General features: G+C 64.5%; 13 protein-coding genes and 5 pseudogenes. 11 read left to right on the top strand and 7 right to left on the bottom strand.

The window, feature by feature from the left end; genetic code table 11:
* Window positions 1-339 precede the first annotated feature (339 nt).
* Complete coding sequence (locus OIC96_RS49445) at window positions 340-2,220, bottom strand: hypothetical protein (protein WP_330301564.1); 1,881 nt, start codon at window positions 2,218-2,220, stop codon at window positions 340-342.
* A gap of 118 nt (window positions 2,221-2,338) precedes the next feature.
* Window positions 2,339-2,800, bottom strand: a complete 462-nt coding sequence (locus OIC96_RS49440) for a hypothetical protein (RefSeq protein ID WP_330301565.1) — start codon at window positions 2,798-2,800, stop codon at window positions 2,339-2,341.
* A 720-nt stretch (window positions 2,801-3,520) separates the two neighbouring features.
* On the opposite strand from OIC96_RS49440, the gene OIC96_RS49435 reads away from it, so the two are divergent.
* From OIC96_RS49435 to OIC96_RS49425, 3 genes are all read left to right on the top strand, one after another.
* Window positions 3,521-4,339 (top strand): hypothetical protein, encoded by an 819-nt coding sequence (locus OIC96_RS49435; RefSeq protein ID WP_330301566.1) that lies wholly within the window; start codon window positions 3,521-3,523, stop codon window positions 4,337-4,339.
* A gap of 867 nt (window positions 4,340-5,206) precedes the next feature.
* Window positions 5,207-6,739 carry a helix-turn-helix domain-containing protein gene (locus tag OIC96_RS49430; protein WP_330301567.1) on the top strand — a complete coding sequence of 511 codons (1,533 nt, stop codon included), beginning with the start codon at window positions 5,207-5,209 and terminating at the stop codon, window positions 6,737-6,739.
* Window positions 6,637-7,491, top strand: coding sequence for a phosphotransferase enzyme family protein (locus OIC96_RS49425; RefSeq protein WP_330462183.1), 855 nt, complete (start codon window positions 6,637-6,639; stop codon window positions 7,489-7,491). Before OIC96_RS49430 ends, OIC96_RS49425 begins: the two co-directional genes overlap by 103 nt.
* A gap of 303 nt (window positions 7,492-7,794) precedes the next feature.
* On the opposite strand, the gene OIC96_RS50150 is transcribed toward OIC96_RS49425, so the two are convergent.
* Window positions 7,795-8,076: a DUF6233 domain-containing protein gene (locus tag OIC96_RS50150; RefSeq protein WP_443058526.1), complete on the bottom strand. Its 282-nt coding sequence runs from the start codon at window positions 8,074-8,076 to the stop codon at window positions 7,795-7,797.
* Between the two features lie 92 nt (window positions 8,077-8,168).
* On the opposite strand from OIC96_RS50150, the gene OIC96_RS49420 reads away from it, so the two are divergent.
* From OIC96_RS49420 to OIC96_RS49390, 8 genes and pseudogenes are all read left to right on the top strand, one after another.
* A complete protein-coding gene (locus tag OIC96_RS49420) occupies window positions 8,169-9,026 on the top strand; it encodes a hypothetical protein (protein WP_330301568.1) in 858 nt (285 codons plus the stop codon).
* Window positions 9,027-9,054: 28 nt separating this feature from the next.
* Entirely contained in the window at window positions 9,055-9,543 is a 489-nt protein-coding gene (locus OIC96_RS49415; RefSeq protein ID WP_330301569.1) for a GNAT family N-acetyltransferase, read from the top strand.
* Window positions 9,544-9,615: 72 nt separating this feature from the next.
* Entirely contained in the window at window positions 9,616-10,095 is a 480-nt protein-coding gene (locus OIC96_RS49410) for a gamma-glutamylcyclotransferase family protein (protein ID WP_330301570.1), read from the top strand.
* A 209-nt stretch (window positions 10,096-10,304) separates the two neighbouring features.
* Window positions 10,305-10,979: an SMI1/KNR4 family protein gene (locus OIC96_RS49405; protein ID WP_330301571.1), complete on the top strand. Its 675-nt coding sequence runs from the start codon at window positions 10,305-10,307 to the stop codon at window positions 10,977-10,979.
* A 252-nt stretch (window positions 10,980-11,231) separates the two neighbouring features.
* Window positions 11,232-11,327: pseudogene (locus OIC96_RS50145) on the top strand (IS5 family transposase); the annotation flags it as partial.
* Window positions 11,328-11,332: 5 nt separating this feature from the next.
* Window positions 11,333-11,475, top strand: a pseudogene (locus OIC96_RS49400) (IS5/IS1182 family transposase); the annotation flags it as partial.
* 330 nt (window positions 11,476-11,805) lie between these two features.
* Entirely contained in the window at window positions 11,806-12,582 is a 777-nt protein-coding gene (locus tag OIC96_RS49395; RefSeq protein ID WP_330301572.1) for a hypothetical protein, read from the top strand.
* Between the two features lie 98 nt (window positions 12,583-12,680).
* On the top strand, window positions 12,681-13,028 hold the full coding sequence (locus OIC96_RS49390) for a hypothetical protein (protein WP_330301573.1): 348 nt from the start codon (window positions 12,681-12,683) through the stop codon (window positions 13,026-13,028).
* Here the strand turns inward: OIC96_RS49390 and OIC96_RS49385 are convergent.
* The 4 genes and pseudogenes from OIC96_RS49385 to OIC96_RS49370 all read right to left on the bottom strand — a co-directional run.
* Window positions 13,018-13,149: pseudogene (locus OIC96_RS49385) on the bottom strand (IS5/IS1182 family transposase); the annotation flags it as partial. The gene OIC96_RS49390 and the pseudogene OIC96_RS49385 sit on opposite strands and share 11 nt — an antisense overlap.
* Window positions 13,150-13,543: pseudogene (gene tpg / locus OIC96_RS49380) on the bottom strand (telomere-protecting terminal protein Tpg); the annotation flags it as partial. It lies immediately after the preceding pseudogene.
* A gap of 12 nt (window positions 13,544-13,555) precedes the next feature.
* Window positions 13,556-13,792: pseudogene (locus OIC96_RS49375) on the bottom strand (telomere-associated protein Tap); the annotation flags it as partial.
* A gap of 15 nt (window positions 13,793-13,807) precedes the next feature.
* Window positions 13,808-14,029: a hypothetical protein gene (locus OIC96_RS49370; protein WP_330301574.1), complete on the bottom strand. Its 222-nt coding sequence runs from the start codon at window positions 14,027-14,029 to the stop codon at window positions 13,808-13,810.
* Between the last annotated feature and the right edge of the window lie 106 nt (window positions 14,030-14,135).

Raw genomic sequence — 14,135 nt, 5'->3', positions numbered from 1 at the left:
GGAATAGCAGAACGAGGGACTAGCAGGGACGCAGACCAGGCTCCGACTGTGAGTTCGGGTGAATCGGAGCTGACCAGACCTGGTCCAACGCCCAACGGCCGGCCCCTTGTCCAACGCCCCCGCAAGCCAGGCCCGCCAGGACGGTCGCATCCTCTACGCCAACCCCGACGGCCTCTTGGACCGCAACGCGCCCATCCCACCCTCCCGCCAGTTGGTGCGCCATGCATAGGCCGATTTTCTCGGCTCGCTTCGCCCCGCCTCCATCGAGATACCGCATGACACCGGGATACACCCACACACGACAACCACATCGCCTCGAAGCAAAATGAGCTTTAGCTACTACTGCGCCGGTTGCCATCTTCGGCGCAAGATCATATATAGAAGCTTCGTATACTCCCAAGCCCGGTCGGGTAAGCCATTTCGTATCAGAATCCGGATATGGCGATGAGCGACAACGGCGGCATCGGGCTCAGCTCTCTCAACCAGACGGAAAGTGTTGAGGATGAGCCGGTTCGATGCCTCCCAAGATTGTTGAGCTAAGCCGCTCCCCGCCTCCGCAAGATTTCGGGTCGTTCGCAAACAAATCTCAAGGAGCTTCGCGGATACAGGTTCCATAAATTCGACTTCTAGTCCGTCAGTGAGGGAGCCCACGACGGCGAAATAGGTCTCAACCCGCTCAGCATCACCTTCGGTGGACATCTGCACTCCGATGAGTTCGCTTAGCGAGGCCGCAAAGCCAAGTAATTCAATGCGTTCTTTGGAGCTCAATACGGGTGGATGCGGCGAGAACTTGGCAGCGGTCGACCCGGACGGATCAACCCACCGCTCGAAAAGACTGTACCCACTCAATGAGATGGACGTGTATTTCCCTGCAAGGTGCAGGTCCTTCATCAGTTCGGGTGGCACCTGACACATCTCGAATCCCAATCGAATCAGATCACGGCGGAATTCGGGGTCGTGTTGATGGTCTCGAAAATCATCCTCAGCCAGACCAGCCACCCCTCGACCGAAGTCGAACGAGCGGCCCTTGGCTGCCACGTTGAGGGCAATTGACCCGACACCGGCTCGCTCAACGTAGGGCACCACAGATCCAATCACATTGGGCTGAGCATTCCTATCAATGGGGTAACCAGTCCAAAATGCTCGCATAAGATGGTGAATCTCGTGCCACAAGTGGCCGACTACTTGTGGTTCAATGTCATGTTCTCGAATCAAATCATCGAAATATGCAGTTTGCATGACCGAGTCTGACGGCGGAAGCGGCGGCGATCCGCGATCGGCGCGAATACTTCTGTCCAATACATCCCGCCAAGGAGGAGGCATGATCAGGCGATGTTCGAACATCTCCCGCAACATCATGCGAGAACGAGTCTTACCGCGTTCTCTTCGCACATTGTCGAGCTCCCGCCAGAGAGCGCTAAACAGGTGAGAGCCGTACACCTCGAAGCTGAGATATCCAGCGAATAGGTTCGCGGCGCATTCATCGATTTCAATCGCCAATGTGGCAATCCGATCGCATGCACTTTTTCCGAATCTCGCGAGCAACTCGCCCAACACGCTTGCCTTGCACGATCGGTGATCGATGAGTAGTTGAGTGACCGGACCGACACGAACCACGTGAAGGACGGACATCAGATCAAGAGCACGCAAGCGCCAGGTCGAGTACGGATCTCCTCCGGACGGTATGTCCTTGAGAAAAGCATCGCGCGCCGCGTGACAGTCGAGAACGTACTCCGCAATTTTGAGTAGCAGTCCGTTCCGGCCAGTCGCCCACAAGTACTGTCCGAAGGCGGACGGTATGCCCCAATGTGGAATGTCGGCCGCACGAAGTGTTTGAACGCTGTCGCGAAAATCGCTCACACTAATGCCCCGCGATTCCAGCTCATTCCCAGCCGACTCAATATAGTCGAAATCTAGATCGCTGCGTAATGCCATGAACGCCAAATGAAACAGGACCGAGAAATCTGAAGCGTACTGTTGTTCGTTCGCGCTCATCTCGTGAGTATCGCCAGACGATAGGCTGTCGTCAATGCCATAGTAGTCTGCTAGGACATCGGGAACCTGTGTCAGATACAGGGCGATCGCGTATGTCGGCGCGCCTGCTGCAATGTCGTCATCTTCACCGAAGGGAAGCATCTTGTTTTCTAGAAGCTCCTCGACGCTAGGCTCAGCCGCGTCGCCTTCTTCTGGAAGTAGATACTCTGAAATATAAGCCTGCAAGAAAATGTACGCCCAAGCATGGGCATTCCCTCGGCGGGCCCTATCTGCGGAACACCTTGGATTCGCCCATAAGTATAGAACCGAGAGATTTACGGGAGCCGGTATCTCTGGTGTGGGCTCAGCCATTGTCGCGCCCAAATTTTCTAATCCGCTCAACGGTTCCATACGCAAGGGTGCGGGCAGTAGATTCCGTGAAACCTCGTTCAGTGAGCCCCGTCGCGAGAAGCCCGACGAGCTGCTCGACCTGCTCGTCGTTAAGCTCTTTTAGGCCCTGGCCTAGAAATGGGATGACCTCGATGACGTCGTCCTCGGCGAGTTCCGATCTCTCAGTACTTTCCTCGGAGATTCGAAGAAACTGAAGTCTTTGAATCTGAGATCGCGTCGTATCTCCCAGTTTCTCCCCTAGCCATGAGAGGAGACCATTTGCGATTCCCCCAAAGACAAAAAGCATGGCCATCTCGGCGGCTTGGGTAAAGTCGCTGCGCCGCGATGCCTCGTAGGAGTCGCCCAGTTGGTCACCGTATCGTGAGAACTCGCCGTAGGTATCCAGGTAAAGATCGTCGGCATCGTATCGAGCCATCAGCTCTCCGTTCTCAACTGAGAGATGAAATTCTTTTCCCTTTTCGATCCAGAGCGCCTTCGCGTCGATCCGCTGACGACAGCCGTAAGATCGATTCGGGTCGATAATTTTTCAGGTTGTGGGAATTAGTCGGCAGGTTGTGTAGCTGACGTTGGCCTTCCCTAGGCCGCGAGCCTATCCTTGCGTACCAGCCTAGCGGCGGACGAAGTCCGTCCGGTCGTACTCCCCGAGGTCTACTGAGATTTTTTCGGTTTGGGCGACGAGAACGCGTGGGTGGGTGTAGTCCGGTGGCATGAGGTACACCGATGTCGTGGCTCAGCATCCTCGATGGCACCATCGCCGAGACCGGCCATACATGAACGTCACATTGACGTCACTTTGGCGCTGAAATCCCAGAAGCACCATGTCTCCAGGCTCCGTCTACTAGGACTGACCGCGTGTCTGTCGGCGGGAGAGTTCGGCAGCGTAGTCAGCGCCTGTAGAGCCTGCCTCCTTGGTCCACTTCTCGGCCCGAGAAATGTGTAGTCCGAGCAGGCGGCTGATTACGACAGCAGGGAGTTCGGCAGAGAGCTCCATGAGCGTGGTGTTGCGGGCGGGCCGAGCCCGGATTCCTAAAGCTGTGAGTTTGCGCATGAGCTGACGGCTACTGATCGGTTGTCCGCCAGCAATCCCAGGGAAGAGCCATGGGTGACCGTCACTGCGTCCGAGGATGGAGTAGCCGTGCCGCTGCTGGACGAGCTCCAACACGAGGGAGTCCAGCGGCGGCGGCAGGTCGGTCGGGTAGGACCCGAGCGTAAGCGCAACCCCGTTCTCTGTGCGGGTGACCTGGTCGAGCCGGATCCGGGAAGTCCGGCTCAGAGGCTGTGCGAACAGCAAGAGAAGAAGGCCCGCGACGCGGGTGGCAGTGTCGACCCCGTCTCCCTTCACGAGTCGGCGGACGTGGGCCCATCGTTGATCTTGCTCAATGATGACCATCGACGCGTCCTTGGGCGGGATCGGGATCAGGACGCGGTGAGCGTGGCGCTTCCGTACTGCCCAAACAAGGAAGGTCCGGGCGAGGTAGCGGACCCAGATGTCGGTGGCCAGCCAGTCGTCGATGTCGTGCTGGGTGCAGGTAGCCAGGCTCGTACTGCGGGCCCGAAGCCATTCGATCAGCCGGATTGCGGCCTTGACCTCACGGCGGACGACCACCGATTGGTGAAGCGTGACGGGCCGATTCTCGGCGTCTCGCCGGAGCCGCCGCAAGTGGTGCCAAATGGCGAAGCCGCGGACGACCTGGCGCTCGCTTGGGTCCGCGATTCGGGCGACGGCCCGGGGCAGCCAGCGCTCAAGTTCGGCGAGGCGCTCGTCGCGAGCCGGAAGAACACCGTCGGCAGCCAGGGCCGCCCGCAGGTGCCGGACCGCTTTGACCGGGTGCTGAAGGCCGTCGAGAAGGTCGTGCGTCACGGGCCCCTTCTCGGCGGCGAGAGCAGCCAGCAGGCGTCGCGGAACGGGTTCACGAAGCCAGTAGAGAAGAGAGAGGGGATCGCCCTGGTGTAAGCATTGGAGCACCGGTTCCAGGTCTGGTCGGATGATGCCGTCCGGCCCGCCGAGCAGGCCGATCAACTGCCGTTCGAGAGCGCACGAGTTGCAGAGCCCGTGGTGATAGAGGCGTTCGAGGACACCACACTGGACGCAGTGGCGTCTGGCGATGGGGTGCTTGTCGTAGCAAACCCGGCAGAGCGCTTCCCCGTTCGGTCCGCGTCCGGTGAGCGGCTTGGACCTGCCGCAGATGTGGCAGGTCACCGGAACCCGAATGCAGCTGTGGCAGAGAGGTCCGCCGTCGGGCAACCGGGCCTTCACCGACCGTTCGTTGCCGCAGCGGGAGCACGTCTGGGGCGGCCGCAGTCGGTTGGAACACGCCTCGCAGCGTGGCGCCTCGCTCTGGGCGAAGTGGCAGGGCCGGGTCCGGCCGCAGTCCGCGCAGACGGCTGTCGGCGGCCGGAAGCACCGTCCGCAAGGTCGCTGGTCACCGTTGCGGCGAACGATGTTGGCGGTACGTCCGCAGCTGGTGCAGGGCTCGTGGTTGGCCGGGTCGGCTCGGGTGCAGGGGTGACACAGTGGCTGGTCGTTGACCGTCCTGGTGGCGACCGGCTTGGTTCGCCCGCAGCGTGAGCAGGGCAGGAGGCGGAACTTCTCGTAGCAGGCGCGGCAGGCCCGCTGGCCGTCCAGGCCGTGGCGGAGCTTGCGGTCGGTGCGGCAGAAAGGGATCCACTTCGTTGTGGCGAAACCTCGTCTACGAGTTCCGACTGCGGTGTGTACTGGAGCGGAACCGGTCAACAACCATTCAGTCAGGCCGGAAGGACGCCGTGCAGAAGCTGATGCCGAGAACTTCAGATATCGGCATCACGGGGACGGGGGCAATGAATGCCGCAGCCAGAAAAGACGCTCAATCCCGGGGCCTCTCCCCAGGCATGGTTCGGCTACATGCTCAGGAAGCATCGCAAACAGAAGAAGCTGACGGCCAAAGACCTAGGCAAGTTAGTGCAGGTCAGCGATGACATGATCTTGAACATCGAGCTGGGGAAGTACCGAAGCTGTCAGCTTCAACTGGCAGAACTGCTCGACGAAGTCCTGGGCACGGATGGCCTGTTCACCGAGTCCTGGCCCATGGCCTTCGGGTCGGCTGATGCCGATAAAAAGAGGGCTGATGCCGACAAGAGGCTCCGCCAGGGGGCGGAGGTGGCCATTCCTGCCCGAACAGACCGCATCCTGGGCAGTGATACCCCATCACCATCTGGGAGCTCTGCGCCTGTGGACCGTCGCGCCTTCCTGGCTGCCAGCAGCCTGGCTGCCTTCGCCCCGATAGACCTTGCCTCCCTCGTCGCTCCGACAGCTCCGCCGCAGCCTCCTGCCCGCATCCGGCCACAGGAGATCGCGCAGATCCTCAAGGCCGCGGACGACATCCACCGCGGGGACAACGCCCACGGCGGCGGTGGCCTTGTCGGTGTCCTCGCGAGCCGGGCCATGGAGTGGGCCGTGGGCCTGCTCTCCATCCCTTGCCCAGAGGCGCTCGTCAGTGAACTCCAGGCAGCAGTAGCCCGGTTGGGCATCGTGGTCGGCGCATCGCACTTCGACGCCTACGCCCACGACGACGCCAGGGTCGCCTTCAAGATTGCCTCTGAGTGCGCGGAGGAGGCCGGCGACTGGCACCTGCGCGCCAAGACGTTCTCCTTCCTGGCACGACAGGCGATCTGGATCGGAGACCCCGACAGCGGCCTGACGTACGCAGAGAAGGGGTTGGTCCGGTCGGATCGGATCACGGCCACCGAGAGGGCCATGCTGCATAGCGCGCGAGCCCGAGCATTCGGCAAGATGCGCGACGTTCAGGGCACCATTGCCGCGGTCGGCGCGGCAGACGACGCCTTCGCCCAGCGGGACCCAGCAGTAGACCCCCCGTGGATGGCGTACTACGACGAGGCGCAGCACCATGGTGACACCGCTCACGCGCTTTTCGATCTGTCGATCAACGCCGGCCAGAACCCTGGCCAAGCCGGTCGCCGGTTCGAAATCGCGGTCGCCGGTCACGGCAACGACTTTGCACGCTCGCGCGCGATCTCGTGCACCAAATGGGCCAGCCTGGAGATGGCAACGGGCGACCCCCACCAGGCCACTGCGCTGGGGCACCGGGCTCTCGACGACGTGGGGCGCCTCACCTCTCGACGTGCCGCCGACGATCTCAAGGAACTCGGACGTTTCGCCGGCCAACACCGTCAGTTGCAAGAAGCGGCCTACCTGCGCGATCGGATCACCGCTACCTTGCAGGCATGGCGATCTCGGTCAACGCGTCCCGCTCGATCCTGGAGGACGCCTGCGCCGAGGCAGGATTCGACGCGGCGGGCGCCGAGCCGCTACGCATCGCCGAGAACGAGATCTGGCGCCTCCCCAACCAGGGTGTGATCGTAAGGATCGCGCGCCCCGGGCAGTGGGAGGCCGCAGTCCGCGAAGTCCGCGTAGCTCGTTGGCTCGCAGAGAACGAGGTGCCTGCTGTTCGTGCGCTGCCGGTCGATCAGCCCGTCAAGCCCCAGGACCGGCCGGTGACGTTCTGGGAGGAGCTACCGCCGTACGAGAACGGCACCGTCCTCGACGTGGTGAACCTTCTCAAGCGGCTCCACCCCCTTCCGGTTCCCAAGTTCACACTGGGCCGTCTGGATCCGTTCGTGCGGATAGCCGAACGGATCGACGCGGCCACCACCCTGTCGGATGACGATCGCGCCTGGCTACACCGTCGACGTGCCGAACTCAGCGAGCGGTGGAACCAGCGACCGGCCGGGCTGCCCGAGTGCGTCGTGCACGGTGACGCGTGGGTGGGCAACGTCGCTGGTACCGACGCGGGGCCCAGGCTCATGGACTTCGAGCGAGTGTCCGTCGGGCCACCAGAGTGGGACCTCGTCTCAACAGCGGTGAAGATGACCACGACCGGCGCGGTGTCCGCAGCCGAGTACGCCGAATTCTGCTCGCTCTACGGTGCCGACGTGACGCAGTGGGAGGGTTACGAACTACTCGCAGGGGCAAGGGAGCTGAGGATGGCTACATACGCGGCCCAGCACGCCGCGACGCGGCCGGAGTGGCGCGCCGAGGCGCAGTACCGCGTGAATTGTCTGCGCGGCCGCGCAACTCCGCGCCCGTGGCGCTGGAAGGGAATCATGTAATGGACCGGTAGCGTTCGCTGGTCCTCATCCTCGACGGCTTGGAGGTCGACCGATACGACCTTCTCGGAGGGGCTGACGGGATGGGCGTACCTCTGGCCCCACGGGGAGGTCCTCCCCTACAACTGGCAGGCCGACTACTTCACAGACCGTCACCTCGCGGCCTACACCACTCGGTTCAAGGCCCGCGCCGCACAACGCGAATCGCCTGCCTGCTGATCAGTTGCGTGGTTCGGCCTCCCCGAAGGGGAGGCCGAACACATCAGCGGGCAGGGTGCCGCAGTGGCTGGCCAGCCCCCGTCCAGCTCAGTCCAGATCGATGCCGAGCTCCGTGTCCGGTCGGCAGAAGCCGCATGCCTGCACCATCGGGTCGAGCAGCGCCGCGCGGGCGTCCTGCGCGGTGATCGGATGCGTCGAGCCAGCGTTCAGGGAGTCGTCAGTGTGGATGCGGGCTGGCTCGGGCCCAATCGCCCTCGGCTGCCGCTCCACACTGAAGCCGGTCGCCTTCGGCCCCCGCTGACCGCCTGCGAGGGCAGGGAGGCGGGGTGTTACGCATGGCCGGCCCAGCCGCCAGCCAGAGCCTTCCATGGCTCATGTCCCCAGGCACCGGCTCAGCCAGCGCATCAGAGTGGCGGATCGGCGAAGCCGAAGTCGAACTCCTACGCACGGCCGCTGACGACATGGACGCCATCGACCAGCAGTTCGGCGGAAATCGCCTGTGGCGACCCACCCGCGCTCACCTGATGTGGGTCCATCAGATGATCGACCGTGGCATCTACGACGACAAGCTCGGCCGACAACTCCACACTGTTGCCGGAAAGTTCACGACCAGCTTGGGCTGGTTCTGTTACGACGCCGGACTCCAAGCGGAGGCCCGTGCCTACTTCTCCGAAGCCTTGAACACTGCCAACTTCACGGGCGACGACGCGCTTGCCAGCCGCACCCTCAGCAACATGGCGCGCCAGGCCGTGGACCTGAGCAAGGGCAGGGAGGCCGTACGCTTCGCGCGGCTCGCACGGGCTCACGCCCAGGAATGGTCCGCGCCGCCGCGCGTAGCGGCGCTCCTCGCTATCCGAGAGGCCCAGGGCCACGCGACGGTGGGTGATGACATCTCCTGCGAGGCGAGCATCCGGCGCGCCTGGAAGGAATGGGAACGCGGGCTGGACGACCGCGACCCGGACTGGACGACCTTCCTCAACGAGGCCGAACTGGTATGCCTCGAAGGAATGTGCCGACTCGACCTCGGACAGAACCTCCGGGCACAGAAGCTCCTCGCACGATCCGAGGCGTTGCAGGACATTGCGCATTCCCGGAACCGGGGGATGTGCCTCGGCCGGCTGTCCGCCGCCGCTCTGTCGACCGGAGATCTCAACCACAGCGTCGACGCGGCAGCGGAGTCGCTCCGGCTGATCCAGGGCGGCATGCGCTCGGCGCGCACAGTCCAGCAGCTGACGATCGTCCGGGATGGACTGGCCCCGCACCACCGCAGCAGCGAGGTACGGGACCCGTTGGAACAGATCCGCGAATGCGTCGCGTGATCATCGCATTGAAGGGAAGTCGCACAGAGTGGACGCGCAGTTTCAGCGGCATGACGGGACTACGGCCAAGGCCGTCTTGGAAGAGCTGGTCGACGTCTACGCGGAGGTGTACAACGTGCCTCCGTACATCGGAGACCCGTTCTTCTCCGTCCAGTCGTACCGTGACAGTCTGCTCGCTGCTTTCGACATGCCCGGCTTCGAGACCGTCACCGCGAGCCAGGACGGGCAGATCATCGGCTACGTCCATGGCGTGACCTTGGCGTCGGACAGGGCCTGGTGGGTGTCACTCGGCGACGACCGCCCTGAAGAACTCCGTCGTGCGGCCGAGGACGGACAGATCTTCTGGCTCCGAGAGCTGATGGTGCGTCCCAATCGCACGAATCAGGGCCTCGGCAGGCAGCTGCACGACACGATCATCGCCGGACGCGCGGAGACGATCACGACTCTCACCTGCATCATCGACAACCAGCCTGCCCACGATGCATACCTTCGCTGGGGCTACAGCATGATGGGATAGATCAAGCACGCGCCGGAGAGCCCCGTCTACGACGCAATGTTCCTGCCCTCTAGCTGATCAAGGAAGACCTGTATGCGCCACCCTCACTCTGAGGCCCCGGTCGCGCTGACCGCGGGCTCCCGGGATCGTCTGGCCTCCGAGCCAGGCGCTCTCTTCGTATATGGAACGCTGCAATTCCCGACGGTCCTGGAAGCACTGATCGGTCGAATACCATCTGGCAGGCCAACGGCCGCGCCCGGATGGCGCGCCGCCGCGCTCGAACGCCGGGTCTACCCCGGCCTGGTCGCGGCTCCAGGGGCCACCGCGACCGGCCTCCTCATGGAGGACTTGACGCCGACCGAGTGGAAGATCCTCGACGACTTCGAGGACGACCGATACGACCTTCGCGAGATCACTCTCGCGGAGGGCCTGACGGGATGGGCCTGCGTCTGGCCCGACGGGGAGGTTCTCCCCTACAACTGGCAGGCCGACTACTTCGCAGATCGTCACCTCACGGCCTACACCGCTCGCTTCAAGGCCCGCGTCGCACAACGCGAATCGCCTGCTTGTTGAGTGGTCGTTGCTCTATCGATCTCGATGGGCGTGAGTTCGAGGTCGCCGAATCGGTCGGGTGATCTTCTGGCTGGCTGAACATGGAGGCGCGGCCTCCTCTGTAGTTCGTGGGTGTCGAATCCAATCGGTCTCGCCCACCCAGGACTGGCTGCCGGCGCACGCCAGGCCTGAGCATGGGCGGTGGGCGGCAGCCGATAGGGTCGGGCGCTATGACCGACTGGACCGGGGTACGCGAGCGGGTTCTGGCTCTGGCCGCAGTCCCGGGCAGCGACAAGGTGTTCGGGGCGATGGGGCACGGCTTTGCACTCGATGTACCTCTGACGGCGGCCGAGGTAGCCGATCTCGAGGCGTGGTTGGGTGTTGAGCTGCCCGAGGACTATCGCTCGTTCCTGCTGCACGTCGGAGCTGGCGGGGCTGGCCCGGCTTACGGCGTTTTTCCGGTGCGGCGCGAGGGTTCCGGCGGTTGGCGCTGGAACGGAGATGCCCCTGAGGAGGTCGAGCCGGGCGTGGTTGCCGAGGTGTTTCCGGGAGGGGCGGATCCGGAGACAGCGGCAGGGATCCTGGCCGAGCGGCCGTTTAGGGAGGAGTTCGACGACCTCGCCGATCTCGAAGCAGCCTTTGAGGCGTGGGAGGAGCGTCTGGCAGATGTGCAGTACGACCCGCGCTTCACTGCCGGGGCGCTTTGCCTGTGTGATGAGGGCTGCGGGCTGACGGCCTGGCTGGTTGTCACGGGATCGGAGCGCGGCCGAATGTGGCGTGACCCGCGCTCCGACGGCAAGGATCTGCATCCGATACGTGACGCTGGCGGGTCTCTGTCGGACTTCGCTGGTTGGTACCTCGGGTGGCTCACGGCCGCCGAGGCTGCCTGCGGCCTGGACCGATAGCAAGGCATCTGCTACCGATCCAGGCGAGCGCGACTTCTACGCCTGTCGCCCGGTTGGGTGGTCTCCTAGCCGTGCGCGCATGGAGACAGGGCCTCCTGCACAGCTTGTGGGTGTTCAAATCCGACCGAGCAACAGGGGGCCCTGTTGTCGCAGTCTTCCGCCGTGTGTCCCGCATCGTCCAACTCGGTTGCCCGTGAGTGTGATTGCCTCGCTCATCGGTTCGGGAACGCGGGGGATCGGCCGCACAGGCGGCTGAGGTATCCCTCCGACATGACGGACGCGGAGTGGGCAGTTGTGCGTGACGCGATGCCGGTTCCGCCGTGGTTGGAGGGCCGGGGTGGGCAGCCGGACGACTGGGCCGCCACCGCTGGACCGTAGAGCACCCACCATGGCCTGACTCGCCGGCTGCCGCCGCCTCCACCGACGCTACGAACGCAAAGCCGACCACTTCCTCGCCTTCACCAGCATCGACTGCACCCTCATCTGCTGCCGCAGGCCCTGCGGGGCACGTTCAAGTGCCCCCGCGGGCGTGGAACGCCTTCGCCGCCCCGCAGGTTGGCCGCCCACTTGTCGTCCTGCGTGCGCTTCACCGGCCGCTCCTCCTCAGTGGCAGGGGCCAGGGAGAACGGGGTACAGCCGGACGGGGGACGCAGGTGCCACGGTACGAGGGCGTGCGGGAGGTGGCTAATCATCGGCCCGGCCGTTGGGATGTGCCCGTCAGACCCTTGACCGGGTGCCGCTTCGACGGAGGATGGGCGAAGAGAGCGGGTCTGCGTGGTGAAGTGTGGGCCTCTGATGACTCCGACAGCAGGGAGCGTTCCTTCCGATGACCGCACAGCCCGTACGCCCTGAGCGCAGCGGTCCCGAGACCGCCTCGGTCATGGATGTCTCGCCGTTCAAGCCTTCTCTCGTCAAAGCGGTGTTCAGGGACGTGACCCCGATGCACGTCTCTCGGTCGGCCGCGTGGGCCGCCGCGTCGGTGACGCGGACAGTGCTGACGGAGATCATCGACGGCGCGAGGAGAGCGGCGGCGGAGGCCCGGAAGAAGCTGATTCCCGGGGACCTTCTCTCGGCGATCGACCGGAACGTCGAGCTCGAGGTGGGGGACAAGTGGTACGACCACAGCCCGACGTTTCAAGGCCTGACCGGTGTCCTGTACGACGCCGAGGGTGTCATCATGCCTTCTCGTAAGCGCAGCAGGTCGCGCAAACCGAGTGCTGTGGTCGGCGCCCACAGGTTCGAGGCCGGGGTCAAGAAGCTGCTGTGGAGCCAGGGGGCGACGGCCGTCCCGGCGATGGTCCGCGAACTGGACGGAATCGCGAGCGTGTTCCTGACGGACCTCGCCCGGGACACGGCCATGGTCGTCCGCGAGGGCGGGGTCAATCGTTTCGGTACGGTCACCCTAGTGATGTCGGGCGAACCGGCCCCACCCCCGTTCCTCAAGGATTCCCTCCGGGCCTTGTCCGCCCGCAGGGGGGACGGGCGGACCATCGGCAGGGACGACATCCTGGCCGCCACCACGATTCAGTTGTTCGGCGGCAACCTCAGGCAGCGAGCCCTCACCGAGGCACGCGAGGCGACACAGAACACTTCGGCCGGCTGAGCGGGTGCGACCAACATCTCCGCCTGCACCCTCATCTGCTACCGCAGACTCGCCAAATGAGATGGCCTCTAAGTGGGCGTTCTGTGAGCCTCCGGGGCATGAGTTACGACTTGGCCGTGTGGGAAGGAGAGCAGCCGGCGGATGACAGGACCGCCGGCCGAGCCTTCACCGACCTCTACCTGGACACAGAGGTGGGCCATCCTCCAACCGAGCGCATTGCGGCTTACGTTGCCGCGCTTGTGGAGCGATGGGGTGACGTGACTGAAGATGTGGAGGACGCCTCGCCCTGGGCCGCAGGACCGTTGATCGGCGGGGCCGGTGGTCCGCTCGTCTACTTCCCGATGAGTTGGAGCGTGGCTGAGGAGGTCTCTGCCCATGCAGCGGCCCTCGCGGACTCGATGGGACTGGTCTGCTTCGATCCTCAGCAGAATCGGCTCAGGCCCTGACCGTCTTGGTCAGGCGGCGGTATCCGATCAGGAGTGCCGCCAGGCCGACGAAGGCGAGGAAGTGTTCCGGCTTCCGTTCGTAGCGTCGGTGCAGGCGTCGGCAGCCGGCCAGCCAGGACAGGGCGGCGTAGCGAGGCGGCAGGGCGACGGTCAGGTGCCGGGTGCGGTCCTGGTCCGTCGACCCGATCGGCGCGGTGTAGCCCATGCGGGCACGGGTGTCGATGAATGCCGCCCGTGGACGCTGCCTTCGCCTTGGTCTTCGCCCGGATCTGCGGCTGCCACCGCTTCTTCACCTCGCGCTCTAGGCGCGCGGCGAGATCCGGGCGCGGCTTCTTGATCTGATCCTTCACGTACCGCTCGACGGTGCGCTGGGAGATCCGCAGCATCTGGGCGACCGCCTTCGTGCCCTTGAGCTGCTTGACCAGGTAGCGCATCTGCGCACCCGCGCTCTTGGGTGCCGGACGGGTGAACGCCTTCTGCACCGCGGCCTCCAGGCCGTCCCCGAACAGGCTCATCGTGGCCTACTCCTACTCTCCACTGTCGACGTCGGTGACGGTGCCGTCCTTGATGTACCGGGCGAGGTTGAGCTCCGGCGCGTTGAACCGCTCTCGGACCTCCTCACCCCACAGGACGGTCTGGGTGCCCTCGTGCTTGACCAGGCCGCGGTTGATGCCGAGCTTGAAGCCGCCGGGCAGCGGCTTGCCCTCCCGGTAGGGCAGGAAGTCCAGCGGGCTCTCGCCGTTGGCCGCGTAGACGACGCAGTCGGGCCCGAGCCCGATCTACGGCCGGGCTGCGCTGCGGAGCCCAAGTGGGACGGGTTCCGGACGCTGGTCTCCGTCGCGCAGGGTGACCGCACAGGCCGGACGCCGCCCGCCCTCGATGGTGTGCCGGCGGCTGGGCAGCAGCACGGCCTGCCCGCCAGCGGGCTCGTCACCGAACTGCGGGCGCACCTCGGTCAGCCACCACGCCAGCAGCCGGTCCACCCCGTCGATGGCCGGCACCAGGTCGGCGGCGTACGCCAGGGCGCGGTCGACGTCGCCGAGCTCCCGGTGGATCCCGACCCCCCGATGCCCGGAGTACGTCTCTTTTCAGCCATTCCCCTATAAC

Source organism: Streptomyces sp. NBC_00775 (assembly GCF_036347135.1).
In the GTDB taxonomy this organism is placed as follows: Bacteria; Actinomycetota; Actinomycetes; order Streptomycetales; family Streptomycetaceae; genus Streptomyces; species Streptomyces lutosisoli.
This window is presented reverse-complemented; position numbering and strand designations above follow the sequence as displayed.

Bases quoted from the DNA above. Each gene is read 5' to 3' on its own strand.
- OIC96_RS49440 (WP_330301565.1), bottom strand. From the start codon at position 2,800: ATGGCTCGATACGATGCCGACGATCTTTACCTGGATACCTACGGCGAG.
- OIC96_RS49430 (WP_330301567.1), top strand. From the start codon at position 5,207: ATGCCGCAGCCAGAAAAGACGCTCAATCCCGGGGCCTCTCCCCAGGCA.
- OIC96_RS50150 (WP_443058526.1), bottom strand. From the start codon at position 8,076: ATGGAAGGCTCTGGCTGGCGGCTGGGCCGGCCATGCGTAACACCCCGC.
- OIC96_RS49420 (WP_330301568.1), top strand. From the start codon at position 8,169: ATGGACGCCATCGACCAGCAGTTCGGCGGAAATCGCCTGTGGCGACCC.
- OIC96_RS49410 (WP_330301570.1), top strand. From the start codon at position 9,616: ATGCGCCACCCTCACTCTGAGGCCCCGGTCGCGCTGACCGCGGGCTCC.
- OIC96_RS49405 (WP_330301571.1), top strand. From the start codon at position 10,305: ATGACCGACTGGACCGGGGTACGCGAGCGGGTTCTGGCTCTGGCCGCA.
- OIC96_RS49395 (WP_330301572.1), top strand. From the start codon at position 11,806: ATGACCGCACAGCCCGTACGCCCTGAGCGCAGCGGTCCCGAGACCGCC.
- OIC96_RS49390 (WP_330301573.1), top strand. From the start codon at position 12,681: ATGAGTTACGACTTGGCCGTGTGGGAAGGAGAGCAGCCGGCGGATGAC.